At 68.6% G+C, this 15755-nt stretch carries 14 protein-coding genes; 8 read left to right on the forward strand and 6 right to left on the reverse strand.

What is annotated here, in order from left to right; translation table 11 throughout:
- Positions 1-231: 231 nt before the first annotated feature.
- Together ypfJ and IU459_RS07580 are read left to right on the forward strand one after the other, a co-directional pair.
- Positions 232-1158 carry a KPN_02809 family neutral zinc metallopeptidase gene (gene ypfJ / locus IU459_RS07575; protein ID WP_195128751.1) on the forward strand — a complete coding sequence of 309 codons (927 nt, stop codon included), beginning with the start codon at positions 232-234 and terminating at the stop codon, positions 1156-1158.
- A 118-nt stretch (positions 1159-1276) separates the two neighbouring features.
- Positions 1277-1813 carry a hypothetical protein gene (locus IU459_RS07580; protein WP_195128752.1) on the forward strand — a complete coding sequence of 179 codons (537 nt, stop codon included), beginning with the start codon at positions 1277-1279 and terminating at the stop codon, positions 1811-1813.
- 60 nt (positions 1814-1873) lie between these two features.
- Here the strand turns inward: IU459_RS07580 and IU459_RS07585 are convergent, their stop codons facing one another.
- The gene (locus IU459_RS07585) at positions 1874-3460 is read right to left on the reverse strand and encodes a hypothetical protein (RefSeq protein WP_195128753.1); all 1587 of its coding nucleotides are present in this window, start codon (positions 3458-3460) and stop codon (positions 1874-1876) included.
- Positions 3457-3786: a type VII secretion target gene (locus tag IU459_RS07590; protein ID WP_067475314.1), complete on the reverse strand. Its 330-nt coding sequence runs from the start codon at positions 3784-3786 to the stop codon at positions 3457-3459. Before IU459_RS07590 ends, IU459_RS07585 begins: the two co-directional genes overlap by 4 nt.
- Before the next feature lie 213 nt (positions 3787-3999).
- Between IU459_RS07590 and IU459_RS07595 the strand changes: the two genes are divergently transcribed.
- The 4 genes from IU459_RS07595 to IU459_RS07610 all read left to right on the forward strand — a co-directional run bounded on the left by IU459_RS07595 (position 4000) and on the right by IU459_RS07610 (position 9243).
- Positions 4000-5004 (forward strand): NAD-dependent epimerase/dehydratase family protein, encoded by a 1005-nt coding sequence (locus IU459_RS07595; protein WP_195128754.1) that lies wholly within the window; start codon positions 4000-4002, stop codon positions 5002-5004.
- Positions 5005-5035: 31 nt separating this feature from the next.
- Positions 5036-6052 carry an Rv2578c family radical SAM protein gene (locus IU459_RS07600; protein WP_195128755.1) on the forward strand — a complete coding sequence of 339 codons (1017 nt, stop codon included), beginning with the start codon at positions 5036-5038 and terminating at the stop codon, positions 6050-6052.
- A gap of 111 nt (positions 6053-6163) precedes the next feature.
- Positions 6164-8167, forward strand: coding sequence for a 2-oxoacid:acceptor oxidoreductase subunit alpha (locus IU459_RS07605; protein ID WP_228837523.1), 2004 nt, complete (start codon positions 6164-6166; stop codon positions 8165-8167).
- Positions 8164-9243, forward strand: a complete 1080-nt coding sequence (locus IU459_RS07610) for a 2-oxoacid:ferredoxin oxidoreductase subunit beta (RefSeq protein ID WP_195128756.1) — start codon at positions 8164-8166, stop codon at positions 9241-9243. The genes IU459_RS07605 and IU459_RS07610 overlap by 4 nt, the downstream gene beginning before the upstream one ends.
- A gap of 77 nt (positions 9244-9320) precedes the next feature.
- Here IU459_RS07610 and IU459_RS07615 read toward each other — a convergent pair whose 3' ends face one another.
- Positions 9321-9968 (reverse strand): hypothetical protein, encoded by a 648-nt coding sequence (locus IU459_RS07615; RefSeq protein WP_195128757.1) that lies wholly within the window; start codon positions 9966-9968, stop codon positions 9321-9323.
- A 230-nt stretch (positions 9969-10198) separates the two neighbouring features.
- Positions 10199-11470 (reverse strand): histidine--tRNA ligase, encoded by a 1272-nt coding sequence (hisS, locus tag IU459_RS07620; RefSeq protein WP_195128758.1) that lies wholly within the window; start codon positions 11468-11470, stop codon positions 10199-10201.
- Between the two features lie 139 nt (positions 11471-11609).
- Between hisS and IU459_RS07625 the strand changes: the two genes are divergently transcribed.
- On the forward strand, positions 11610-12485 hold the full coding sequence (locus IU459_RS07625) for a peptidylprolyl isomerase (RefSeq protein WP_195128759.1): 876 nt from the start codon (positions 11610-11612) through the stop codon (positions 12483-12485).
- 408 nt (positions 12486-12893) lie between these two features.
- A complete protein-coding gene (locus tag IU459_RS07630; protein ID WP_195128760.1) occupies positions 12894-13445 on the forward strand; it encodes a hypothetical protein in 552 nt (183 codons plus the stop codon).
- Positions 13446-13529: 84 nt separating this feature from the next.
- On the opposite strand, the gene IU459_RS07635 is transcribed toward IU459_RS07630, so the two are convergent.
- Positions 13530-13916 carry a DUF4913 domain-containing protein gene (locus IU459_RS07635; protein WP_228837525.1) on the reverse strand — a complete coding sequence of 129 codons (387 nt, stop codon included), beginning with the start codon at positions 13914-13916 and terminating at the stop codon, positions 13530-13532.
- A complete protein-coding gene (locus IU459_RS07640; protein ID WP_195128761.1) occupies positions 13913-15748 on the reverse strand; it encodes a type IV secretory system conjugative DNA transfer family protein in 1836 nt (611 codons plus the stop codon). The genes IU459_RS07635 and IU459_RS07640 overlap by 4 nt, the downstream gene beginning before the upstream one ends.
- Between the last annotated feature and the right edge of the window lie 7 nt (positions 15749-15755).

Below are 15755 nucleotides of genomic sequence, written 5' to 3' on the forward strand. Positions count from 1 at the left end.
CACACGCGTGCCAAGCTGTATCCGACTGGGTCCACCCGGCGCTCGATACCGGCCACGCGCCACACCGACCCGCCCACCACGGGCGCGAGTCTAACGAGCGCCGTTCGCGGCCCGGCTCGCGTCCGAGTGGCCGAAGCGCATGCGAGTCTCGGCCGCTGGTACGCGGGCCTTCCCGGGGCCGCGAATACGCCGCGACGCAGTCGCGGCAAATCCGACACAGGAGCGACGACGATGACCTTCAACGAGGGCATGCAGATCGACCCGGATCGCGTTTCGTCCGGCGGGGGCCCGGGCATGGGCGGCAAGCTCGCGCTGGGCGGCGGTGCGGGCGGACTCATCGTGCTGGTGCTGACCCTGCTGCTGGGCGGCGATCCCGGCTCCGTCCTGGGCAACTTCACCGGCGCGCCGGATCAGAGCCAGACGCAGCCGGGCACCGCAGGCACGCCGAGCCACTGCAAGACCGGCGCCGACGCCAACAAGTACCTCGACTGCCGGGTGGCGCTCACGGCCCAGAGCCTGGACGCCGTGTGGTCGGCCGAGCTGCCGAAGCAGACCGGCAAGCGCTATGTGGAGCCGAACGTCGTGCTGTTCTCCGGCGCTGTTTCCACCGGCTGCGGCAATGCCACCAGCGAGGTGGGCCCGTTCTACTGCCCGGCCGACCGGACCGCTTACTTCGACACCAGCTTCTTCCAAGACCTGGTGGACCGTTTCGGTGCCAGTGGCGGCCCGCTCGCGCAGGAGTACGTAGTGGCGCACGAGTTCGGCCATCACATCCAGAATCAGCTGGGCGACATCGGCCGCGCGCAACGCGATCCGCGCGGCGCGCAGTCCGGTGCCGTGCGCACCGAACTGCAGGCCGACTGCTACGCGGGCATCTGGGCGCATTTCGCGGACGAACTGCCCGCGCCCGGCAGCGACCAGCCGTTCTTACGTCCGCTGTCGGACAAGGACGTCCAGGACGCCCTGTCGGCGGCCGCGGCGGTCGGCGACGACCGCATCCAGCGCGCGGCCCAGGGGAGGGTGAATCCAGAAGCATGGACGCACGGCTCCTCCGAACAGCGGCAGAAGTGGTTCCTCACCGGCTACCGGACCGGTCAGGTCCGCGCCTGCGACACCTATTCGGCGCCGGACCTGAACAATCCGCCCGCCTTGCGGTAAAACCGGATTCGATCGACGACACAGCGCGCCGGTCCCCACCGCGGGCGGGCCTGTCATGATCGACGGCAGTTCACCTGCGCCGCAGGCGAACCACGGAGAGCACCGGAAGATGGGATCGATGCGAGGAACGAAAGCCGTTCTGCTGGTTGTGATGCTGACCCTCGGGATGGCCTCGGGCACGGCCGCGGCCGACCCGGCCGCCGACCGGCCCAGCGCCCTACCGCCGATCGCGGCGCCACTGGCCCTGTTCACCCTGACCACCATCCCGGACGGCTGGCAGACGCGGACCGATCTACGCCCGCAGCTGGAGATCTTCGCCGACGGCCGGGCGGTCAGCAGTCCCGACGCCGTTGCCGCCGGTCGTCGCCCGGAGACGCCGCCCAAGCGGATCGAGGGCCACATCCCACCCGATGCGCTGAAAGCCGCGGTGGCCGAGACCACCGCTCTGGCCACGGTGGATCTCGGTGTACCGAGAGCCGTCGACCAGAGCAGCCGGATCATCGACTACATGCCGCAGCCGGCGGGGCAGGACGTGCACCTGGTCGTGTACGCGCCCGAGGCGACCGACGGGCTGGGCGCCGAGCAGCAGGCCGCGCGCAGACGCTTCGCCGACCTCTACAAAACACTGCTCGACGCGTTCGTCCCGGACAACTGAGGACCGGACGGCGCCCGGCCCGAACGGACCACTGCCGCCCGGGCCGAGCTCGAATCCCGGCTAGAACTGATCCTGTTCGTAGTCCGAGCTGATGATCTCGTCGGAGTGCGTCGCACCGATGACGTCCGGCGTGGACTCCCCGAGCGGACCGGTGAGATCGTCGTTGCCGGTGGGGCTGGAGTACGGCTGCACCGTGCGCGAGTGTTCCTCGTCGTCGTTCCGTTGCCCCGCCGCGGCCGCGGGGCCGCCCATGAAACTGTTGGCTCCGGCCGGGGTAGTACCGGGCGTGCCGGTACCGAACGGCGTGCCGGGGATGCCGGTGACCGGGCGGATCGGTGCAACCGGCGTGCCGGGTAGGCCGGTGGGCTTGGGTACCGAGGGCGTGCCCGGGGTTCCCGGCCGACCGGGACTGCCGAACAATCCGGAGGGCGAACCGTGGTTGGTACTCGGGCTCGGCGTGTTGTGCACCGACGAGGGCGTGGTCAGGGGGCTCGTCGTGCCGGGCGCGGAAGAGTCCAGGCCCGCCGCCTTCGTCATGGTGTCGGACGCGGTCGACTGCGCCTGCTCCAGGATCGGCTGGCCGACGTTCTGCGCCAGCGACTGCGCGGCTTCCTGCGCCTCCGGCCCGACCAGCTGGTTCACCATGCCGCTGAGCTCGGCGGTCTTGCCCGCCAGATCACCACGGGTGACGTTGACCACGCCGACGGCCTGGCCCAAGTGCTCGGTGGCCGACGCGACCAGCGCCGCCTGCGCGGGCGGGGTGAGGATGACCGGGGCCAGCGCGGTCGCCTGCGTGGCGAACGACGAGGCGATGCCGAGCAGCTGCGCGTTGCCCTGCTGCACCACCGCCGCGGCGCGCTGGGTGAGTTCGGAGATATCGATGCCGCGCTGACCGGTCTCTTGGCCCTCGACGTTGGCCTGCTGGCTCGCGGCCTGGGCGTTACGGGAGGCCTGTCCCTGCCATACCTGCTCGACCGTGGCGATGCTCCCCCGGCCCACCTGCATGGCCAGCTCGATGACCTTGGAGGACTGGCTGAGGATCGCGGTCGGATCGAGCGCGCCGATGACGCCGGTGCCGAAGCTGCCGAGCAGGTCGAGGATCGGCTTCATCAGCAGGTCCACGCCGGGCAGCGCGGGCAGCGCGACGCCCTGCATCAGGGCGGCGACCGGATCGGCGGGCAGCGGCGGCAGCGCGGCCGCTGCCTGATTCACCTGAGTCACCCCGGTGGCGATCGCGCTCGGCGCGTCGGCGAGGGCACCGCTCAGCACGCCGTCGGTGTGCTGCAGCGCGGCTTGGACCACCGGCGCCGCCGCGGAGTTCACGTCGCCGAGCAGGGCGGACACCTCGTGCGGAACGCCGGGCAGATCCTCGCCGCCTGGGACTCCGTTCAGTCCCGGCAGTCCGGCGGGAGTCGCGCCGAGGGTCTGCTGATCCTCGGAGACCTTGCGCGACAACACGAATGCGGGTGGCTCGATCGGCGGCATGTCCTCGGGCAGCTGCGGCAGCGGCAGGTCGAGCACCGCTGGAGCCGGTGAATTCTGCAGGGCGTCGAGCACCGTCTGCTGGCCGATGGCGACATTCTGTTCGGCCGCGTGCGCGACGGCCTGCTCCTCCGGCGCGATGACGCCGCTGTCGAGCGGTCTCATACCGCGTCTCCGATCTCGCCCGTCTTCGATCCGAGCGCGCTCGCATTGGCCCAGTCCATGGCGTCGAAGGCCGCCGCGGCGCTGAACGCCGACTCCGAGAGCTTGCCGTACTTGGCCGACAGATCGTTGATGTCCTTGGCCTGCAACAGCTGTGCGGCGGCGAACATCGCCAGGTAGTCCGCGCCGATCAGGCCGAACACCGGAACCAGCGCGGCAACGTTGTTCGCCGCGTCGATATTGCCCGCCCGAGCCAGATCACCGGCGATACCGGCGTTCGTGGCGGCGAACACCCGGACCGCCTCGGTCTCTACCGAGAGATCTCTCATCGAGTTGTCCCCCCAAATCGTCGTGAACATACGTCATGAAGTTTGTTGTGACCGATCCCGCTCCCTGCCCGAATCGGCAAGGGCCGCTACGGTTGCGCTCAATATAGCGGACGGTACCGGCAAGTTTCGAGCCCGAACGCGCCGCTGGACAAGGCATCCGGCGCCGAATTGGAACGTGTTGCAAATTAGAACAAGTTCTATATTCTCTCTGCCATGAAGGTCGCAGTGACCGGCGCAGCCGGCTACCTTGGCACGAACCTGCTCCGCCTCCTCACCGAGCGCGGTCACCAGGTCACCGCCATCGATCGCGCGATTCCCGGCGAGGCCGCGGCGCCCGGCGTCACCTGGATGCGCGGCGATGTGCTGGATCCGGCGTCGATGCGCGCCGCGCTGGCCGGCGCCGAAGTCGTCTACCACCTGGTCGCGGTGATCACCCTGGCCGAGAAGAACGACCTGGCCTGGCGGGTGAACACCCAGGGTGTGCGCGTTGTCGCCGAGGCGGCACTGGCCGTCGGTGCGCGCCGCATGGTGCACGCCAGCTCCATCCACGCGTTCGACCAGTACAGCTGCGGCGGCCGGATCGACGAGCGCGCTCCCCGGTCGACCGACCCGGCCCTGCCGGTCTACGACCGCTCGAAGTGGGCGGGCGAGGTGGAACTGCGCAAGGTGATCGACCAGGGCCTGGACGCGGTGCTGTGCAATCCCACCGGCGTCTTCGGCCCGCTGGACCACGGCAAGCCGCTGTCCCGGATCAACCGGACGCTCAAGGACGCGGCGCTGGGCCGGGTGCCCGCCATGATCGGCGGCGGATTCGACCTGGTGGACGTGCGCGATGTGGCCGAGGGCCTGCTCCTGGCCGGTGAACGCGGCCGCACCGGCGAGAACTATCTGCTGGGCGGATCGATGATCTCGATGCTCGAGCTGTGCCGCGTCGCCGCGGCACACGGTGGCAAGAAGGGCCCCAAGTTCGCCATCCCCGCCAAACTCGTCTCCGGCGTCATCCCGGTGCTGGCACCGATCGGCAAGCTGTTCGACTCCGACATCGTCTCCAAGGCCGCGCTCGGCGCGCTGATCTCCGCGCCGATCGTCGACCACGGCAAGGCCGCGCGCGAACTCGGATACCAGCCGCGCCCCCTCGATGAGACCGTTCGCGACCTGGTCGCCTTCTTCGCCGACCCCGCTCGGCTCGCGCCGCCGGGCGCCCGGCGGATCGCTTGACAGGCCTTAGAACACATGTTCGACTGAAGGGGTGCGGTGGCAAAGCCAAACCCTGGACGCCGAGGACGGCGCCCTGCCCGGACTGTCCCGGGCAGGTTTGGTGCGCACCGTGCGGACACCCGAATTCGAGGGCATCACGTTCCATGAGGTGCTGTGCAAGAGCGCGCTGAACAAGGTGCCCGAGGCCTCGAATCTGCCGTTCCAGTGGACGGTCAATCCGATGCGCGGCTGTTCGCACGCCTGCCGCTACTGTTTCGCCCGCGGCACGCACGAGTACCTGGACTTGGACGCGGGCCGGGATTTCGACACGCAGATCGTCGTGAAGACGAACGTCGCCGCGGTGCTGCGCAAGGAACTCGGCAGGCGGTCCTGGCGGCGCGCACCGGTCGCGCTCGGCACCAATACCGATCCGTATCAGCGCGCGGAGGGCCGGTATCGGTTGATGCCGGGCATCATTCGCGCGCTGACCGAGTCCGGCACCCCGTTCTCCATCCTCACCAAGGGCACATTGCTGCGGCGGGATCTGCCGTTGCTCACCTCGGCCGCCCGCGAGGTGCGAGTGAGTCTCGCGGTGTCCATCGCGATCCTCGACGAGGATCTGCATCGCAGCCTGGAATCGGGCACGCCGTCACCGCGGGCGCGACTGGACTTGGTGCGCGCCCTCACCGACGCGGGATTCGCGGTCAACGTCCTCGTCGCACCGGTCATCCCGTGTCTCACCGACAGCCGGGCGCACCTGGACGCCATTTTCGGCGCGATCGCCGAGGCCGGTGCGAACTCGGCCGTCGCGTTCCCGATGCACCTGCGCGGCAGCACCAGGGGCTGGTTCCTGTCCTGGCTGGCCGAGCACCATCCGGCGCTGCTGCGCCGCTACCGTCAGCTCTACGGCCGCGGCGCGTACGTGACGCCGGAATACTCGGCCTGGCTGCGCGAACGAGTCGATCCACTGCTGGCCGAGCACGGTTTGACGCCGCGCAGCCAACCCGAACCGGAGACACTCCCCGAAACCGCGGACACGAGCGACCCACAACTGGCATTGTTCGCCTGACGCCGCCATCGGCAAATCTCGCGGGTCCACGCGCTTTGCCGGGCGCGCACCGCATTGGACGGAGTAGTTTGGCGATGGCACCTCTCAGCGACGAGGAAGTGAAGCAGGCATATGGTTTCACACCAAAATGATGTCGGCACAGCGAAATTGGAAAAGGTCGTCATTCGGTTCGCCGGAGACTCCGGCGACGGAATGCAGCTGACCGGCGATCGCTTCACCCACGAGGCCGCCGCCTTCGGCAACGACCTGGCCACTCAGCCCAGCTTCCCGGCCGAGATCAGAGCCCCGCAGGGCACCCTGCCCGGCGTCTCGTCGTTCCAGATCCAGATCGCCGACTACGACATTCTCACCGCGGGCGACCAGCCCGACGTGCTGGTCGCGATGAACCCCGCCGCGCTCAAGGCGAATCTGGAGGACCTTCCGCGCGGCGCCACCGTCATCGTCAACACCGACGAGTTCACCAAGCGCACCCTCGCCAAGGTGGGTTACGCCGCCGACCCGCTGGCCGACGACACTCTGTCGGATTTCGTGGTCCACCGGGTCCCGATGACGTCGCTGACCCTGGGCGCCACCGAATCGACCGGGGTCGGCAAGAAGGACGCCCAGCGCGCCAAGAACATGTTCGCCCTCGGCCTGCTGTCCTGGATGTACGGGCGCCCGATCGGCGGAACCGAGCAGTTCATGCGGGAGAAATTCGCCACGAAGCCGGACATCGCCGAGGCCAACGTGCTGGCGTTCCGCGCGGGGTGGAACTACGGCGAGACCACCGAGAGCTTCGCCACCACCTACGAGATCGCGCCGGCGAAGCTGCCGCCGGGCACCTACCGGCAGATCACCGGCAACACCGCGCTCGCCTACGGCTTGATCACCGCCGGTCAGCTAGCGGGGCTGCCCGTCTTCCTCGGCACCTACCCCATCACGCCGGCCTCCGACATCCTGCACGAGCTGAGCAAGCACAAGAACTTCGGCGTCACTACCTTCCAGGCCGAGGACGAGATCGCCGGGATCGGAGCGGCCCTGGGCGCTTCGCTCGGCGGCGCGCTGGGCGTCACCAGCACCTCCGGGCCCGGCCTCGCGCTCAAGAGCGAGACCGTCGGCCTCGCGGTGATGACGGAGCTGCCACTGGTCGTCATCGACGTGCAGCGGGGCGGCCCGTCCACCGGCCTGCCGACCAAAACCGAGCAGGCCGACCTGCTGCAAGCCCTTTACGGCCGCAACGGCGAATCGCCGGTGGCAGTGGTCGCCCCCCGCTCCCCCGCCGACTGCTTCGCCGCCGCGGTGGACGCCGCACGGATCGCCCTCACCTACCGCACCCCGGTGCTGTTGCTGTCCGACGGCGCGATCGCCAACGGTTCGGAACCCTGGTCGATTCCCCGGGTGGCGGAGCTGGACCCGATCGACCCGGCATTCGAGCCGGAGGGCGACGACGGCGACCCGTTCCAGCCCTACACCCGCGACCCTGACACGCTGGCGCGTCCGCTCGCGGTGCCCGGCACCAAGGGACGCGCGCACCGCATCGGCGGACTCGAGAAGGCGGACGGCAGCGGCAACATCTCCTACGATCCGGCCAACCACGAACTCATGGTGCGATTGCGTCAGGCAAAGATCGACGGCATCGCCGTGCCGGATGTCGAGGTGGACGACCCCGACGGCACGGCCGAGCTGCTGCTGATCGGCTGGGGCAGCTCCTACGGCCCGATCGGCGAGGCCTGCAGGCGCGCCCGCCGCCGCGGCGTTCCGGTCGCCCAAGCGCACTTGCGACATCTGAATCCCTTGCCGGCCAATCTGGACGAGGTCCTGCGCCGTTACCGCATCGTGGTGGCGCCGGAGATGAACGGCGGCCAGCTGGCCATGCTGCTGCGCGCGAGGTATCTGGTGGACGTGCGGCCGTGGACGAAAGTCGCGGGCACCGCGTTCTCCGCCCAGGAACTGGTCGGCGTCATCGACGCGGCGCTGGACGGGTCGATCGAGGAAATGGAACAGAGCAAGGTCTTCGCCGCGCGAGCGCGGGCCACGTACCGGACATTGCCGGACGACGTCCGTCCACAGCCCGGCGCCGGGCCGAGCGCAGGCGAGTCGGCCGCTGACCGCACCACCGTTGGGGGTAACGCATGACCATCGTGGAAACCTCGCTCGTCGGCACGGACCTGGGACTGACCGGGGTATCCGGGGTGCCGTCCGCGGACGCACCGCAGAAGGTGAAGGACTTCACCTCCGACCAGGAGGTCCGCTGGTGCCCCGGCTGCGGCGACTACGTGATCCTGGCAACGGTGCGCGGGTTCCTCGCCGAACTCGGATTGCGCCGGGAGAACCTGATGTTCGTCTCCGGGATCGGCTGCTCCAGCCGCTTCCCGTACTACTTGGAGGCCTACGGCATCCACTCGATCCACGGTCGGGCTCCCGCGATCGCGACCGGCCTTGCGGTCAGCCGTCCCGATCTGTCGGTCTGGGTGGTGACCGGTGACGGCGACGCGCTGTCCATCGGGGGCAACCATCTCATCCACGCGTTGCGCCGCAATGTGAACATGACGATCCTGCTGTTCAACAACCGGATCTATGGCCTGACCAAGGGCCAGTACTCCCCGACCTCGGAGCAAGGCAAGATCACCAAGTCCACTCCGATGGGTTCGGTGGACCACCCGTTCAACACTTTGTCGGTCGCGCTGGGCGCGGAAGCGACCTTCGCCGCCCGTGCCCTGGATTCCGATCGTGCGGGCCTCACCGAGGTGCTGCGCGCCGCCGCCGAGCATCGCGGCACGTCGTTCGTGGAGATCCTGCAGGACTGCCCGATCTTCAACGACGGCTCGTTCGACGTCCTGCGCCGGGAGAACGCCGCGGATCACCTCATCCCGCTGCGGCACGGGGAACCCATCCGGTTCGGCGCGGAGGGTGAATTCGCGGTCGTCCGAAGCGGCTTCGGACTGAAGGTAGTTCGTACCGACAGTGTCGCGGAGTCCGACATCGTGGTGCACGACATGTACGCCGACAGCCCGGAATACGCCTACGCGCTGTCGCGGCTGTCCGACCAGGGGCTCGACCATGTCGTGACCGGCGTCTTCCGCAGCGTCTCGCGGCCGACCTACGACGACTCCGTCCGTTACCAGATCGAGGCCGCACGGGAAAGAAAACCGATCGATTCGGAATCGCTCCAGTCCCTACTCACCGGGCCGGAAACCTGGACGGTCGGATAGCGTCTCGGGACACACCGGCGCCGTGCCCGCGGATCGGGTCGGCCGCGCTCGGTGAAGCCTGGGCCGCTGCCCGCGGGTCAGGCGAGCGCGGCGACCTCGGTGTCGGTGAGAACGATCGGCGACACCATGTCCTTGGCCCGTGCCAGCTGCACAGCCCGATACAGCGGCCGCTCCTCCAGACCGGCATCGCGCGCCTCGGCCTGCAATTGATGCACCAGCATGGCGGAAACGGCGACCGCCGCGGCCAATCGACTGGCGGCGAGCGCGTCTGCGAGCCTGCGCAGGCCGAGCAGATGCAGCTCCCGGCCGCTGCCCGCGTCGGTGTACATCGCCAGCGGGACCACCTGCGAGATCTCTCCGGCGGTGACCCGCAGGGCGATGCGGCTCAGCCGCGCCGGGAACACCAACACCTCGACACCCGTCGCCGACGACATCTCCACCTGCTGTTCCCCGAACAGCCTGCGGGCGTGAATGATCGTCCCCGCCAGCCACATTCGCCGCCGCCGCAACGCGATGGCGTACAAGACGGTCGGCGCGCCGACGACCACGCCGATGGCGACGGCGATCGGCCAGCTCACCACGGTCGCCGCCAGCAGCGCGGCGCCGAGTCCGATGCCCGATGCGGCCAGCGCGAGGCGGCGCAGCATCGGCGCGTACAGCTCGGGCGCGACCAAATCGAGCCCAACCGGCGCGAGCGCCCGCTCGTCATCAGAATTCGTCGACACTGCTCCGCCCTCTCGCGACCCCGGCATCGATGCGCGCCGGTCACGCTACCGTGCCCGCCGCTCGGGCAGCGGCGGGTTCGGCGCAGAGTACCCCGATCGCGGCGCCCATGCCGCGCAACCGATGGCCCGCGCCGACCCGCCGGAGCGAAGGCGGAGGTACGCATAATGAGCGCTGCCGGACGGAGTCCGCCCTCAGTCCGCGCATGGCCGGAGCGAAGGCGGAGGTACGCCTATCCCGCCAGCGACTCCCGGATCACACCCACCACTTCGGCCAGCGGGATCTGCCGCTGTTCACCGGTCGCCATGTCCTTGAGGCCGATGGTGTTCTCCGCGATGTCACGGTCGCCCAGCACCAGGGTGAACGTCGCCCCCGATCGGTCGGCCGCCTTCATCGCGCCTTTCACGCCGCGCCCGCCGTAGGCGAGATCGACCCGCACGCCTGCCGCTCGCAGCTGCGCCGCGAGCACGACCAGCCGCTGTTTGGCTGCGTCGCCCAGCGGCACGCCGAAGACCTCACATCGCGCCGGGTTGCCCGCCGACTTGCCCTCGGCCGCCAGGGCCAGCATGGTGCGGTCCACACCGATGCCGAAGCCGATGCCCGACAGCGGCTGGCCGCCGAGTTCGGCCATCAGGCCGTCGTAGCGACCCCCGCCGCCGATGCCGGACTGCGCGCCGAGACCGTCGTGCACGAATTCGAACGTGGTCTTGGTGTAGTAGTCCAGGCCGCGCACCATGCGGGGGTTCACCACGTAAGGCACGCCGAGCGCTTCCAGGTGACCGAGCACCTGCTCGAAGTGCGCCTTGGCCGATTCCGAGAGGTGATCGATCATCAACGGCGCGTTCGCGGTCATCGCGCGCACCTCGGGCCGCTTGTCGTCCAGGACGCGCAGCGGATTGAGCTGGGCACGCCGCTTGGTCTCCTCGTCCAGCGGCAGCTGGAACAAGAACTCCTGCAGCAGTTCCCGATACTGCGGGCGACAGGTCTCGTCGCCCAGCGAGGTGATCTCCAGCCGGAAGCCGTCGAGGCCGAGCCCGCGGAATCCGGCATCGGCGATGGCGATCACCTCGGCGTCCAACGCCGGGTCGTCGACGCCGATCGCCTCGATACCCACCTGCTGCAGCTGCCGGTACCGGCCGGCCTGCGGCCGCTCGTAGCGGAAGAACGGACCCGCGTAGCACAGCTTCACCGGTAGCTGACCGCGGTCGAGGCCGTGCTCGATGACCGCGCGCATCACGCCGGCGGTCCCCTCGGGACGCAGTGTGACGCTGCGGTCACCCCGGTCGGGGAAGGTGTACATCTCCTTGGTGACCACGTCGGTCGACTCGCCGACACCGCGGGCGAACAGGTTCGTGTCCTCGAAGACCGGCAGCTCGATATGTCCGTACCCGGCCAGTCGGGCGGCGCGGAGCAGGCCGTCGCGCACCGCGACGAACTCGGCCGAGCCGGGTGGCACGTAGTCCGGTACCCCCTTCGGGGCGGAGAAGCTGCTGGTCTTGGTCACGATGCTCCAGTTTCCACCACTACGCCCCCGCAAGTCCAACCGGTTCGCCGAACCGTCTCCCGGGAAGGATGCGGAGCAGTCTCAGGAAGAAATGGCACACTCTTATCCCGATGTCACCGGATACGGGAGGAACGTGGTAGTGCCGAGCAACGAACAGCGACGAGCAGCGGCGAAACGCAAGCTGGAGCGTCAGCTCGCCAACCGGGCCGAGCGGGCGCGCAAGCGCAAGCAACTCACGATCGCCGGATCGGTGCTGGGTATCGTCGTCGTGGTCGCCGCAGTGACCGGGGTGTACTTCCTGACCCGCGGCGAGGACAGCGGCTCCGATGCCGCCGACCCCTCACTGTCCAGCGCCCCCACCGCCGCCGCGCCGCCCGCGGCGAAGGCCAAGCCGGCGACGGTCGACTGTGTCTACCGCGACAGCGCCAAGCCCGCGGACAAGCCCGCGAACAAGCCGAAGGCCGACGGCATCCCGACCACCGGGGTCGATGCCAAGGTCAGCGTCAGCATGGAGACCAGCCAGGGCCCGATCGGCCTGACCCTGAACAACGCCGAATCGCCGTGCACGGTCAACAGCTTCGTCAGCCTGGCCGCGCAGAACTTCTTCGACGGCACCGACTGCCACCGGATGACCGCGGACGAGGGTTTGAAGGTGCTGCAGTGCGGTGATCCGACCGGCACCGGAATGGGCGGCCCTGGTTACGAATTCGACAACGAGTACCCGACCGATCAGTACGCCCCGGACGACCCGAACGCCACCCAGAACGCGATCGCCTACAAGCGCGGCGCCCTCGCCATGGCCAACGCCGGTCCCGGCACCAACGGCAGCCAGTTCTTCATCGTCTACGCGGATTCCAAGTTGCCGCCGCAGTACACGATCTTCGGCACGGTGGACGAGACCAGCCTCGGCACCCTCGACAAGATCGCACAGGTGGGCCAGGACAACTCCAACGGTCCCGGCGACGGCAAGCCGAACCAGCCGGTCACGATACAGTCGGTGCGCATCGACCGCTGAGCGCCGCACTCCCGGGCCCGCCGCCGAACCGGCAGCGGGCCCGAGTGTTCGGAGCGTACCCAGCCCAAGTCAGGATAGGCGAACCTTTATTCGGCTAGGTTGGCCTTATTTCGAAGATCATCCGGCGCGTTCCGACACGCGCCGGAAATGTGCGATATATGCTGATAAGCGGCACGCTCGTTCGATTGTGCCGACCTTTGTCGGGTAACCTCGAACCAAGGAGTTCCCGCAGCGTAGTCACCCCTCGGCAGGACCGCCCTGATGGAGAGTGTGCGCCACGCCGCGAGTACTCCGGGTGTCCACGTTTGCAGGCGGGACCCGCTGCACGGGACTACAGTTCGCGTGGCGGCGTCCGTGACGAAGCACCACCATCATCCATAGTGATCACTGCAGCATCGGGGAGCAGCCATGTCCGAGGAACTGGACGACATCGGCCGGGAAACCGCGGCCATGATGAGGACAATGTTGCAGCTTGCGACCCTCGTCGCCTTGAAGACCCGCGAGCGTGGTCAGAAAGAAATCGAAGCGCGAGTCAAGCTCGCCGAGGCCCGCGTCAAAGAGGCTAGGGAACTGCAGGTCCGGGAGGCCCGCGACGCGAAGGCCAAGGATCCGCGGAACACGGAGCTGGCTCGGCTGATCGAGAAGCCGGTCCCGGAAAGGGGTGTGTCCCTGGAGAAGGACCGCTTCTCCGCGCAAGCCGAGGCCTCGCGGATGGCCGCCACGGCCGCCGCCAACGCCAGGCCGGCGATGCAGTACGACTCGCAGGAACGCCGGATGGCGATAGCCGCCCATCTCGCCAAAATGGGTGTCGCCCCGGAACTGGCCGCGGTGCGGATGCTGATCGAAGTAGGGCAGGCGCAGCCACCGGGCGAGGCGGTGCGCAGCCGCCCCGGCGAGTCGCCTGCGGCCACCAGAGGACCGAGGGAACAGGAATCCCGCGGCCTGGAGCGCACGCGATAGTCAGGCGAATGAGCGCCCGCTGGAGTTGACCAGCGGGCGTTCGTCTTTCGCGGGCTCGACGCGCGAACAGCTCTCGCGCAACCGTTACATGCGGAAGTCGCCGATGGTGGGATCGCCGAACATGCCGTGCTGCGGCGATTTCGTCGGCAGCGGGCTGAGCATGTCCTTGTGGCCGTTGCGCACACTGCAGTATTTGAACGGCCCCTTGGGGTCGAACAGCTTCTGCATGTGCGGGTCCGCGTGATCCAGGAACCAGATGCTCAGGCCGGTCGCCCCGTCTTGGCGGTAGTGCTCCCAGGCCCGCCACAACGCGTCCAGCCGAGCGACCGCCTCGGCGTGCTTCCACCACTCCGGGCACCACACCGTGTCGCTGAGATCGGTGACCTGCCGCCGGTAGACCTCGGCGAGGTAGTTCTCGACGAAATCGACTACGTTCGAATGAATCATCGGTTGTTGCTGCTGTTCGGTCATAGCGGCCGAACCTCCTCGGCTGGTCCGTACTCCGGCGGCGGCGTCGACTTGGTCAGCGAAGGCGCGCCGCCCAAATCCGTGATCTCCGTCTTGCGCTGCGGATCATGACGCGAGATGGACTGCTTCACGTCGGCAGCGTACTCGCCCTCCCACCATGGCACCGTGCGCAGCAGCACCGGCGGCGCTCCGGACGGGAACAGGATGGCCCGGCCGCGCGGCAACGTCGCCAGCGCGTTGACCGTGAACGTCTTGGACGAACTCAGCGAGCGCGAATAGCTCTTGCCGCCTTTGGATTCCGACACCGACTGCGAGATCGCGTCGTACTCGCCGAGCACGTCCGAACGTTCCTGCAGGAACTTGGTGTCGTCCACGCCGCTGCCGAGCACCTTGATGTTGGCCGCCGACCACAGGGCGTTCATGCCGGACTCACCCCAGCAGCGCGCGCCCTGCGCCCAGGACTGCAGCACCGTCATCACCACGATGCCGCGCGAGCCGAAGTGACTGTACTGCTTGGGTAGATCCTTCCAGCGCACCACGTTCGCGGCCTCGTCGAGCACCGCGAGCAACGGAACCGCGAGTCGCCCACCGGCCGATTGCGAAGCCTTGCGCATCGCGACGTCGATCACCGCCTCGGTGAGCGCGCTCACCAGCGGCGCGGCGGAGCCGCGGCCCTCCAGCGACAAGCTGTACAGCGTTCCGTTGTGGTCCAGGAACTCCAGCTCGTCGAACTCCCTGCGGTCGCCGCCGCGGGTGATCCACGGATGCACGTTCGACAACTTCAGGCAGCGGATCATCTTCTTGGCGGTGCCGAAGATGCCGCTGCGCGTGCGCGCGTCGGCGTTGTACTGCGAGGACAGGCCGGAGGCCGTGTAATGGTGGCGCGCGGCGCGCAGGAGTTCGATGGGCTCGGTGTCCTGCGGGTTGGTCACCCATTCCCAAACCTGCACGATCGGACGGCTGCCGTTGCGGTCGCCGACCGCGGCGGCTAGGAACAGTCCGGCCAGCAGGTCCTCGGCCTCCGGATCGAAGAACGAGTCGGTCGTGCTGTCGCTGCCGTCGTCGCCGTCGGCGAAGTGCCCGGCCAGCCGCGCCGCGCGCATTTCGCACCCTTCGCTTTTCGCGTCCACCCAGGACAGCGGATCCCAGAACCAGGTCGGCAGTTCGCCCGCGACTCCCTGCGGGTCGAAGACGAAGGTGGGACTCCCCTTGGCCTCCCGGACGTCTCGGGTGGCGTCCACCACGTCGCGCTTGTTCGAGGTGGCCAGCACCGGCCCGATCGCGGTGAGGATCGCCGGGATCACCCGGGAGGTCGACTTGCCTTGCCGTGGGCCCCAGATGTCCAGGTGCAGATCCTCGTACGAGCCGTAGAGCATGACGCCGTCGGCCACGCCGACGCCGATCGGCACGCCGGGAACGCCGCCGTCGCGAAGTTTCACACCGAGCTGCTGGGCCTTCTCCCGGACACCTGACTCGGTGAGCATCGAGATCGCGCCGCCGTTGCCCATCACGTCGGCCTTGTCGTCCACCGGCAGCCTGCCCTTGGACTGGCTCTTCTGCAGCTGCTTGCGAATCATGAGGTAGCCGACCACGCTGAGGATCACCAGCAGGACGATCGCCGTGGCCGCGCCGGGCCACTGCAGCTTTCCCCTGGCCAGCTCTGCGGCGATGGCGATCGGGTTGATCGGGACTTTCTGCGGGCTGCCCGCGAGCATGTTGCCCAGATGAAGCGCGAGCCAGAGGGTTCCGAAGATCGCGAAGCCGGCGTAGATCAGGAGCAGGCTGACGTCTGGTCCGGGTACGGCCGGATCCGTCACCTTTTTCTTCTTCGCCATGTGTGCC

The sequence above is a fragment of the Nocardia amamiensis genome (genome assembly GCF_015477605.1).
Classification (GTDB): Bacteria; Actinomycetota; Actinomycetes; order Mycobacteriales; family Mycobacteriaceae; genus Nocardia; species Nocardia amamiensis_A.

Coding starts and splice junctions, on each gene's coding strand:
- ypfJ (WP_195128751.1), top strand. CDS start 232: ATGACCTTCAACGAGGGCATGCAGATCGACCCGGATCGCGTTTCGTCC.
- IU459_RS07610 (WP_195128756.1), top strand. CDS start 8,164: ATGACCATCGTGGAAACCTCGCTCGTCGGCACGGACCTGGGACTGACC.
- IU459_RS07635 (WP_228837525.1), bottom strand. CDS start 13,916: ATGACCGAACAGCAGCAACAACCGATGATTCATTCGAACGTAGTCGAT.
- IU459_RS07605 (WP_228837523.1), top strand. CDS start 6,164: ATGGTTTCACACCAAAATGATGTCGGCACAGCGAAATTGGAAAAGGTC.
- IU459_RS07585 (WP_195128753.1), bottom strand. CDS start 3,460: ATGAGACCGCTCGACAGCGGCGTCATCGCGCCGGAGGAGCAGGCCGTC.
- IU459_RS07580 (WP_195128752.1), top strand. CDS start 1,277: ATGCGAGGAACGAAAGCCGTTCTGCTGGTTGTGATGCTGACCCTCGGG.
- IU459_RS07640 (WP_195128761.1), bottom strand. CDS start 15,748: ATGGCGAAGAAGAAAAAGGTGACGGATCCGGCCGTACCCGGACCAGAC.
- IU459_RS07630 (WP_195128760.1), top strand. CDS start 12,894: ATGTCCGAGGAACTGGACGACATCGGCCGGGAAACCGCGGCCATGATG.
- IU459_RS07590 (WP_067475314.1), bottom strand. CDS start 3,786: ATGAGAGATCTCTCGGTAGAGACCGAGGCGGTCCGGGTGTTCGCCGCC.
- IU459_RS07595 (WP_195128754.1), top strand. CDS start 4,000: ATGAAGGTCGCAGTGACCGGCGCAGCCGGCTACCTTGGCACGAACCTG.